Below are 9,203 nucleotides of genomic sequence, written 5' to 3'. Positions count from 1 at the left end.
TCGTATTATTGGATAACGGTTTGAATTCAGAAATATTTTCTAAAGATTTGATTAATTCTGATTTATTTGAAATATGAGTAAATAGTGTACCATATTTAGTTGCTTTGTAAAGAGTATCATTGATAATTATTTCTAGATCTTTATTGAAAAAATTTCTATATTTTTCATCAGGAATAAGAAAACCAATATATTCATTATCTGCATTTTCATTGTTTTCCTGTTCATAGATATTTTCCGCAGAAACAAAAGATGAACTTGCTCTTGTTAAAATAGGATTATCCAAGTCGAAGTTTTCTATTGTTGATAAGAACTCTTCTGAATTTTTAAAACTAAGAATTTCTGAATCTTCTTTTGATTTAGGAGTCTGTAGCTCTTGTACATTTTCAATAGGAAGTTCATTGTTACATGAACACAAAATAGCTGTTAAACAAATGATATAACTGATTTTTTTCATATATGTGAATTTATTAAAATGAATATCCAAAACTAATATAAGGGTAAATAAATGGTTCTTTTGTTACACCGTGTTTATCATTAAAACTAAAAGAAGGGCTTAATCCTATTCTAAATAGAAAACCTTTAGTTGATATGTAACGGTAACCTATATTAGAAAAGAAATAATATCCAAATGTTGTATTGGAAGTGGAACTTATTGTTTCATATTGTTCCTTTGATTCTTCTATAAAAGAAATGTGTTCGTTATATATTCCAAGATTAGAGCCTAATCCAAGTTCTAATTTGTGCTTATTTCCAGAGGTGAGGAAGTTAACTTCAATAGGGAAAAATAGCCCTCTATTAGAGTTAGATGCTTTAATAAAAGAATCCCCTCCTTGAAAATAAGAAATACCAATCCTATATCCCCATGGGGATATAGGAGTAAATCTTGAATCGAAAGAAACTCCAATAAGGTTAGAAGCTCCTAAAAACTCTATATAGATATTTTTATCTCTCGTCTTTTTGAAAGATAAGGTGTCCTGTGCGAATATATTTGCAAAAACACCTATAGCAAACAATGCAAGTAAAAAACCTTTTTTTATCATATAATTTATTGATTTTGAACGTTGCAAAGTTAGACTTAATACTTCAAATCGCCATTTGTAAGCCTTTTTGTGAATTTGTAAACTTAATATATAACTATTTGATAGTTAAGGTGCATCACAAAAAAAAGATTGTAAAAGTATAAACTGTCATTGGAATGGAGGAGCAGACCTTAAAAAAGCTATTATATTAGCACCTTCAGGAGTTTTAAGTTTCTTTCGGATATTGGTTTTATATTTGTGTACAGAAAAAATACTTTGCATCCATATAGCTGCAATTTCTTCTGTCTTGAACCCTGCAACCATCATACAGCAAAGTTGTAGTTCTTTTTCATTTAGATCTGAAAAGTTATCTTTCAGCAGTGTATAAAAATTATCAAAAGATAAATCAATGTGTTTATAAAAATTGTCCCATTGCGTAGTTAGTAAAGAATTATTTTGTGTAATATTGAATCTGTTTAATTCTTTTATAAATTTAGCACTTTGTTCTTTTTGCGTATATCTCAACATTGCAATTTGTTTGGCTATTTCAAAATCACGTAAGATGAACATTTTTGCTTCATCTTTTATATTATTTAAGCCTTCCAATGTTTCTATTTGTTGGTGAAGAGCCACAATTTGGTAAGCTTGTTTTCTTTTTTTATTGATGTAGATTAATAGCCCTATGCTTGCTATAAAAAGAGAACTTAAAGCAGCATATTTGTATGTAGATAATATCTTTTCATAATTTTTTTTATCGCAAAAGTGAGTATATGCTTGAATAGCTTCATCTAAAGAACTTCCATTCAAGTTCCTTAGAAGAATTTCATATCGTTCTATTGCCTTATACAGGCAATCAATTTGATTGTCTATATAATTATTTTCTCTAGCAAATTCTGCACACAGTTTATAAAATTCTATTTCAGCAAAATTGGTTTCCGAATCTGTATCATATTCTATAGCTAATTTTCTATGTTTATTAGCATTTGCTAAATCATTTATGGAGTAATAGCAATAAGTTAGTATAGAATGGCAGACAAACAAAAAATCATCTGTTTGGCTTAATATTATAGCTTCCTGTAATTTTTCGATACATAGTGCCCATTGTTTAGTCTTAAATAGCGTAATACCTTGTAGGCATTTTATCTCATTATAATAAATGTTGTTTTTATCAATGGAGCTTTCTATTAAATTCAATAGCTCGTAGGACTTTTTATGATTTCCTATATATAAAAAACTTTTTGCCGTTTGTACTTGAGTTGATATATCCATATCCCTAAATGCAATATCTTTAATACACTGGTTAGCTAATGTTTGATATTTGATAAATTTCAACATGTTGTATTTGCGGATATACATATCTCCTAGATAGCCATATAGACAACATAGCCATTCTTTATCCTCTATTTGGCTTGCTATATCTATAGCTTTTTCTATAGCTTGCACCTCTAGTTTTAAGTTTTTTTCTTTTTTGTATGTTTTGGCAAGAAACAAAAGGGATTCAAGTTGTTGTTGAATTAGTTTCTTTTTTGTGAAAATATGAATACTTTTTTGTAATACTTCTTTAGGTGGGTAGTAATTATTTACATAGTAGTTGGCTAATGAAACTAATAAGAAATGAGTTGCTTCTTTTGAGTTATTAAGATTAGTGACTTGGGTTGAATCAATTTTAGAAAGATATAATCGAGGATTATTTTCTAAGAGTGTTATTTGATTATTAAAAAAGTCTTCTTCCTCATTGTTTTGTTGGCAAGATGTCTGTACTAACAAAATGATGATAACTAAAAAATATATAGATTGTTTTTTCATAGTATTATCAATAGGTTTGATTACAACTCAGTTTTTACATGTATTTTTCCGAAAATTTTTTGTTCGTCACGTACCCGACACAGTTCTCGATGTGCCTTTTTCTTATATTCTAGCAAAGCAGAGTTCTCAGAGCGTAACCGGGTAATCTCCCTTTCTTGTTCTTCGTTTTTGGCTTCTGCCTTTGCTTTTTCTTCGGCGGCATGGGCAATCAGTTCTGGTGCCGGAAGCTGTTTAGCGGTCTGTTCCCGGACTGCTAGCAATAGCTGGCGTACCGCTTCTGTTCCCTCGTTGTGCTGTTCCATGATCTTTGCAGATTGTTCCAGCCGCCCGGCAACCTTTTCTAATGGGGAGAGGTCAAATGCTTCACCTCGAAGGTCGAATCCAGTTCTTTGGAAATAATCAACGGACAACTCGACAAATTCTTTGCGAGTTATACCCGTACCGTTTAAATACTCGTCTAATTTTTGGGCGTACTCTTGGCTTATCGCTATGGTGGTAAGCGGTGTTTTCCTCTTTTGCTTGCTTTCCTGTCCTTTTTCCATTGCTGTAAATGCTATATTTTGTTACAAAGGTAGTTATAAGTTTTATTATTGCAATTTATTACATGTGTTATAGCAATTTATTGCGATTATAGCAAAATAAATCACTCTGTTATTAGCTGGAAGTCATGGTAAACGCCTCCTTTTCTTCCGTAGGCTTCCGGACATGGTTCGGTGAATACCACTGTTACGAATATTGTCCCAGCAAACTTCTCTATCTCTGTAACCATTGCCTGTAAATCCCTGCCATAGCCGTTAATTTCGGCTGGCACGATAACTTTATCACCTGTTTTCATACTTGTATGTTTTTTATTCTATACCAAAATCTTCCATTAAGCAAACCCGGATGATAGCTCCTATTTGTTTGGCTGGCTTGTCTATATATTGCTCAAACTTCTTTTGTATTTTTTGCGCCACCTGTACGGCTATTTCCGGGTGTAACTGTACAGCGTTCACTACACGTTTAACATATCCTTTGTCACTTTTAGAGAATCTCGAAATAGTGGTTGTTATGTAGATGATCGCTTGTTTGGCACTTTCGTATTCCAATAGCTTTTGTTGTTCGGTTTGACGGCTGTGTATGAAAAAGTTATAAGAGAGTGCTTCTTTACCTTTCTTTTCCCTTATGTCGAAATCGAAGTATAAATCACATTGTCCGGCATCATATAGGTTTTTTAATTCTTTAGCTGGCGTTTCAAGCACCCATTTTTTAAAATCGAAAGAACGTGGATATTTGTTTTCCAACATGAACATTTCCCGTAGCTCATTGACAGCATAGAAAAAGAAACCTTTATTTTGATATTGGCAGCATAGTTCATAGAAACGTTGGGTAAATGTGCTTTTGAGTGCGATTGCTACTGTCATGGAGTAACTCGTGAAGTTTTGGGCGAGTTCCACGTAATAGGGTAGTACCTCTTTGGATACTTCCACTTCAAAATATGATTTATTTTTGATATGCTTAACGTAATTGACAAAACCGATACTCAGCCACATCTTTTCGTTATTAATCTCTATATCACGATTTCTAAGCCGCTTTAGCGCATCATAAATATTCTTCATTTTAGTATTATCACCACATTTTTGAAGTTCTTCCTCTTTGATTGTGATTATAAGATTTTCAAACAAAGTTCTTTGTCCGTCCTCTTGTTCGATATAGTTTGCCCGTATATTGCGAATGATGCAATATAACGCACGCTTTTCGATAAGGTCGAACTTATAACGGGCAGTTGTGAGTGCATTATCTTGAGATAAGATAATATCTCGTTTCTTTTGGTCTTTCTTTGCCATACGCCGAATATTTTCCACAAATTAAAATATATAAAACGAGAAAAAAAAAAATCTCTCGCGGTTTTTTCTCGTTTTTCTCAAAAAAAAACGGAAATTTCTCGTTTTCTCTCGGAAATTTCTCGTTTTCTCTCGGAAATTTCTCGTTTTTCTCAAAAATGACACTTTGTAACTCATTGAATATAAATATATTGCAAAGCAAAAAAACATGCCGAAAAAGTAACTAAAAAGAAACTAAAAATTACCGTAAAGCAATGGAGCGTTTCTTTTTTGGTTTATAGAGGTTGCTTCGCTCCACTTTTCACCTTGTTTTTGATACGATAAATTTCCGAAGAAAGGAAGAGAGTGGAAATAGGTAAAGCCAAGTGCAACGGATTGAGAAGATTTTTTCGCGTGTTAAAATTTGTATAAATATGATTTTTTGTGTGTAATGTGAGAAGTTTTCCGGGAGCGAAAACGCATCCCGGATATAGTCAGTTACCATAATGCAACTTTACCCATGCTTCCGATTTCAAGTTTAGCACTTATCCCCATAGCCTTAAAAACTCTTGCAATGGTGGAAAAGGTTAAATTCTTACCGTTTTCAATTCGGGAGATTTGAGCCCGCTGCACTCCTATCAAATTGCCTAATTCCTCTTGGGTTAAGTTCTTTGATTGGCGAGCCTGTTTAATGGCTTCACCTATCAAAAAAGAGTTAAGTTCTTCTTCGTAGGCATCACGTTTGGGAGTACCTTTTTCTCCGATGTATTTATCTTCGATTTCTTCGAGTGTATAAAATTTCTTTGCTTCCATACGCTTTATCTTTTTGAATTAAAATAATCTTTTCTAATCTCTTCGGCTTTGGCTATTTCTTTGAGGGGTGTCTTTTGGGTTTTCTTGATAAACCCGTGCGTTGCGATTACCAGAGTGTTTATCTTATCGCCCTTATCCCAAAAAGCAAGAAGCCTGTACTTGGTTTTGTTATAGAACGTTCTGAACTCCCAGATATCCGTATCATCCAATTTCTTGAATAAATCAGGATCAAGTACAAAGGTGGATTTACGAATATTGCTAATGATCTTCTCACGTACCTTGTTGGGCAATCCGTCTAAAAACTCTTGGGCTTCGTTGGATAATTTGACCTTGAATCTTGATTTTGCTTCCATATAAAGTTTTTTAGTGTTGCAAATATAACATTTTGTTTCCATATAGCGAAACAAAATATGTTTATTTTTGCAGCCTGTTGTGCCGTTTTGATGTGTTTTTTGTTTGTGGAATAGGTTCTTTCTTAGTGCCTCGCTCCGACTTCTCCCCGTCCCCCTTGTACGAGCTTTCGCCGTACCGCAGGGGAGGGTGTTCGTCGATTGCTCGGCAGTCGAAAGAACAGCAAGAGGAAACCGGGCTTTGCCCTGTTTTTCCTCTTGCCCTACGGGGTTACGGCTGAATATCAGCCGTTTAAGTTTTTTAACCGCAATTAGTTTGAAATTGTGGTTAAAATCATACCTTTGTAAATCAGAGATTTAATAATATAATTAGCAATTAAAACAGCAATTGTATGGATAAGGAAACCACTACTTCTGTCACCATTGACCGAAAAACGTTTGCCCGGCTTGACAGGCTGGCAAAGTCCAATAATGTATCAAAGAAAGACTTCCTTTCCTGTGCGCTGGAGTACTTCGAGAAGTACGGAATCAACCCGGTTGAGCATGAGAGTTCGGCAAAGGAAATGCAGAAACTTATCAAACGCTGTGATCAGGTGATAGCGTTCATCAGGAAGCAGGAGCAGGATTTCTTGCGTCCGGCTTGTGAAGCCATGGGCAGTACAAGCATGAGAGTGACCATGAGTATGGACTCGATACTTACGGAAAAAAAGTTCAGCCAATACCAAAAGGACAATGACCTATTCATGCGTGATCTTGCAAGCCTTGCCGGGATAAGGGAGCAGGCTTTGGACCGGACGGAAAAGGCAGTCGGTCAGTCGAGGGATATGCTTCTGAAGAACCAACAAGCCATTTATGCAAGGCTGGACGCTGTGACGCAAAGGCAGGAGAAGATCTTCTCCTATATCGCAAGCTACATCGATGCGAAAGGAAAAGCCGGGCTTTTCGATGATATAAAAGCCTTGTACAAGGACGAGAAGAACAAAAGGGAAAAGATATGAACGTGAAGATACAGGGAGGCGGTAACGGCACATACGCCAATACAGGCAGTTGTGTTGCGGTGACGAACTATCTCCAGCATGAGGATTTGGAGAGGATGAAGAAAGGGGAGGAGGTGCAGCCGTTCTTCAACCAGTTCCGGGACTACGTGAGCTCAAGGGAGGTCACATTCAAGATAGACAACAACAAGGCTAGGTTAAGCCGGACTGACGCAAAGTTCTATGTTATCACCGTCAGTCCTTCAGAGAAGGAGCTGCGCTGCATGGGCAGTACTCCGCAGGAGCGTGCGGAAGCCTTGCAGCGGTACATCCGGCAGGACGTGATGAGAAACTATGCAGAGGGTTTCGGAAAAGGCTTGAGAAGCGATGATGTGGAATATTACGCAAAGATCCATTTCAACCGGGACGGTGACAGTGACAGCGATATGCACGCACATATCATCGTCAGTCGGAAAGACCGGAGCAACACCAAAAAGTTAAGCCCTAAAACGAATCACACCGGAAAGAAGAACTGCGGCAACGTGAAGGGAGGTTTTGACCGGACGGATTTTTTCCGGAAGTGTGAAAGCTCTTTTGATCGGCGCATGGGGTTTGACCGGGAGCCGGAGGAAAGCTTCGACTATCTTAACGCTGTCAAGAACGGAAGCCCGGCGGAAATAGCCCGGCAGGTGGAACGTGCGGAACGCATCAGAAAGGAGAAATGGGACAATCTCAAAGCGGAGCTTCAATCCCGGCAGGAACCGGAGAAGTCAAAAATTCAACAGGTGGAGAAAACGCCGGACATCGAGCAGCCTATTCCCAAAAAGAAGCAGCAGGAGGAAGATCTGGAACTCCTGAAGAAGCCAAAAAGGAGCAGAGGTTTCGGAATGGGCATGTGATTTTTCTATTTTCCGGCACAAAGGTAACTCCGCACGCCGTATTTGTAAAGGGACGTTTCACTCTCCGGGTAAAAAATCTCCTGTGCTCGCTTCGCTCGTGCGGTATTTTTTACCCTTCGCCCTTGACAAATACTCTGTGCTTCGCTGGCAGGTGTTTAGGAAAAAAGAAAAAACATTGGTGATGATGCTATTTAAGATAGTAGGGCTTATGGTATGGGCAATATACTGAATTTTCTGTTGCTCGTTCATTACAATTAGGGTATGCGCATTTATAATTTCCTGTTATTATTTCAAGCATTGTTGAGCATGACGAGAACAAACAGAAACTTAGGACTAAAAAAATAAGATACTTTTTTTTCATACAATAAGTGAAGGGAAGGAGCGTATATATTAACTCCTTCCCTATTTTGTTTAGGATTATTTTTTTTCTATTTTTGCTCCAATCCAGCCATCACCATCTTTGGTATATACAATAGCCTCACAGGATACAATTTCTGGCTTACCAACAAAATCATTGTCTCCTAGATCTGCTCCTGGAGTTGTTTTATCTCCTTTGATTTTAATGGAAAATACAATGTTTCTATAATATCTAAGGAATGTTTCTTTTACTCTATATCCTCCCCCGTTCCAAGAGAGATCATTTCTAAATAAAGAATATGCAGTTTTCTCTCGTTGTGATATGCAAACTAATTGTGTACTTTGTGTTTTATGACTATTAACATAGCTTTTTAGGAAATTAGCTCCTTGACGTATAAGAGCATCTTCGATTTTCTTTGATATATTTGTTGTTCCAAAGAAATCATCTATAACTGAAATATATGGAATAATGAATTTATTTTCTTGTTTGCTATGGTTATATTCAGGATTCCATTGATTTGAAATTCCTCCAGTTAGACTGTTTGAAGCGTTAGTGAAATTATTGTGCTTAATAGCTTCTTGCCATTGTTTCTTTAGAAACTCTTTTCTATTTTCATCTAGTACAGTATCAAAACTGGGATTCTTGATTTTTTGTTTTACAACGAGTGATGCAACTCCATAGTATATACCATCATCCCAATGTTTCATGTGTCCCCATTTCATACCATGCCATAACTTTTTCATGACCTTACAATCAAGTCCAATACTTACTGCAAATCCATAGTCATTTCTGTATAGAGAAATATATAGTTTTCTTTTTGAATTAGATTTAAATCTTAATTTCGTATGTCCTAGATAGCCCGGATTAAAGTGTATGACCTTATCTATAAGGTTTACATCAGCTGTTCCTATTGTGGGGAATGATTCTACGACAGATTTAGGTATACCTCCATCGCTTGCGGAACGTGTGAGAGTTTCAGTCCCATTGTTTTCTACTAATAAATCATCCTCGTCATTTTCAAAAAAACTATCATCTGTAATAGGATTGTTAGTCTCTTTATCCCATAGTCCGTAAGTGTCTATAAGTTTAATGTTTCCATATTGTTTCGTATTATTGGATAACGGTTTGAATTCAGAAATATTTTCTAAAGATTTGATTAATTCTGATTTATTTGAAATATGA

Annotated in this window: 10 protein-coding genes and 1 pseudogene; 2 read left to right on the top strand and 9 right to left on the bottom strand. The window is 36.1% G+C overall.

Annotation, left to right across the window (positions count from 1 at the left end; all coding sequences use genetic code 11):
- The 8 genes and pseudogenes from M1B78_RS17800 to M1B78_RS17765 form a co-directional block, all read right to left on the bottom strand.
- Nucleotides 1-454: pseudogene (locus M1B78_RS17800) on the bottom strand (hypothetical protein); the annotation flags it as partial.
- Between the two features lie 13 nt (nt 455-467).
- The gene (locus M1B78_RS17795) at nt 468-1,040 is read right to left on the bottom strand and encodes a hypothetical protein (RefSeq protein ID WP_257941422.1); all 573 of its coding nucleotides are present in this window, start codon (nt 1,038-1,040) and stop codon (nt 468-470) included.
- Nucleotides 1,041-1,187: 147 nt separating this feature from the next.
- Nucleotides 1,188-2,825 (bottom strand): helix-turn-helix transcriptional regulator, encoded by a 1,638-nt coding sequence (locus M1B78_RS17790; protein ID WP_257941421.1) that lies wholly within the window; start codon nt 2,823-2,825, stop codon nt 1,188-1,190.
- A gap of 20 nt (nt 2,826-2,845) precedes the next feature.
- A complete protein-coding gene (locus M1B78_RS17785; RefSeq protein ID WP_007851403.1) occupies nt 2,846-3,367 on the bottom strand; it encodes a hypothetical protein in 522 nt (173 codons plus the stop codon).
- Between the two features lie 101 nt (nt 3,368-3,468).
- Entirely contained in the window at nt 3,469-3,660 is a 192-nt protein-coding gene (locus M1B78_RS17780) for a hypothetical protein (RefSeq protein ID WP_007851405.1), read from the bottom strand.
- A 13-nt stretch (nt 3,661-3,673) separates the two neighbouring features.
- Nucleotides 3,674-4,651 (bottom strand): replication initiation protein, encoded by a 978-nt coding sequence (locus M1B78_RS17775; protein WP_032943496.1) that lies wholly within the window; start codon nt 4,649-4,651, stop codon nt 3,674-3,676.
- Nucleotides 4,652-5,125: 474 nt separating this feature from the next.
- Entirely contained in the window at nt 5,126-5,440 is a 315-nt protein-coding gene (locus M1B78_RS17770; protein WP_007851388.1) for a helix-turn-helix domain-containing protein, read from the bottom strand.
- 5 nt (nt 5,441-5,445) lie between these two features.
- On the bottom strand, nt 5,446-5,793 hold the full coding sequence (locus M1B78_RS17765; protein WP_007851390.1) for a type II toxin-antitoxin system RelE/ParE family toxin: 348 nt from the start codon (nt 5,791-5,793) through the stop codon (nt 5,446-5,448).
- A gap of 389 nt (nt 5,794-6,182) precedes the next feature.
- Between M1B78_RS17765 and btgA the strand changes: the two genes are divergently transcribed.
- Together btgA and btgB are read left to right on the top strand one after the other, a co-directional pair.
- Entirely contained in the window at nt 6,183-6,788 is a 606-nt protein-coding gene (gene btgA / locus M1B78_RS17760) for a mobilization protein BtgA (protein ID WP_257941420.1), read from the top strand.
- Entirely contained in the window at nt 6,785-7,663 is an 879-nt protein-coding gene (btgB, locus tag M1B78_RS17755; protein WP_257941419.1) for a mobilization protein BtgB, read from the top strand. Before btgA ends, btgB begins: the two co-directional genes overlap by 4 nt.
- 417 nt (nt 7,664-8,080) lie before the next feature.
- Here the strand turns inward: btgB and M1B78_RS17750 are convergent.
- On the bottom strand, nt 8,081-9,203 hold a 1,123-nt coding region (locus M1B78_RS17750), incomplete at its 5' end, for a hypothetical protein (RefSeq protein WP_257941418.1).

Source organism: Bacteroides muris (ex Fokt et al. 2023) (assembly GCF_024704895.1).
In the GTDB taxonomy this organism is placed as follows: Bacteria; Bacteroidota; Bacteroidia; order Bacteroidales; family Bacteroidaceae; genus Bacteroides; species Bacteroides muris.
The sequence above is the reverse complement of the archived record's forward strand: the minus strand, read 5'-3'. Positions and strand labels throughout refer to the sequence as shown.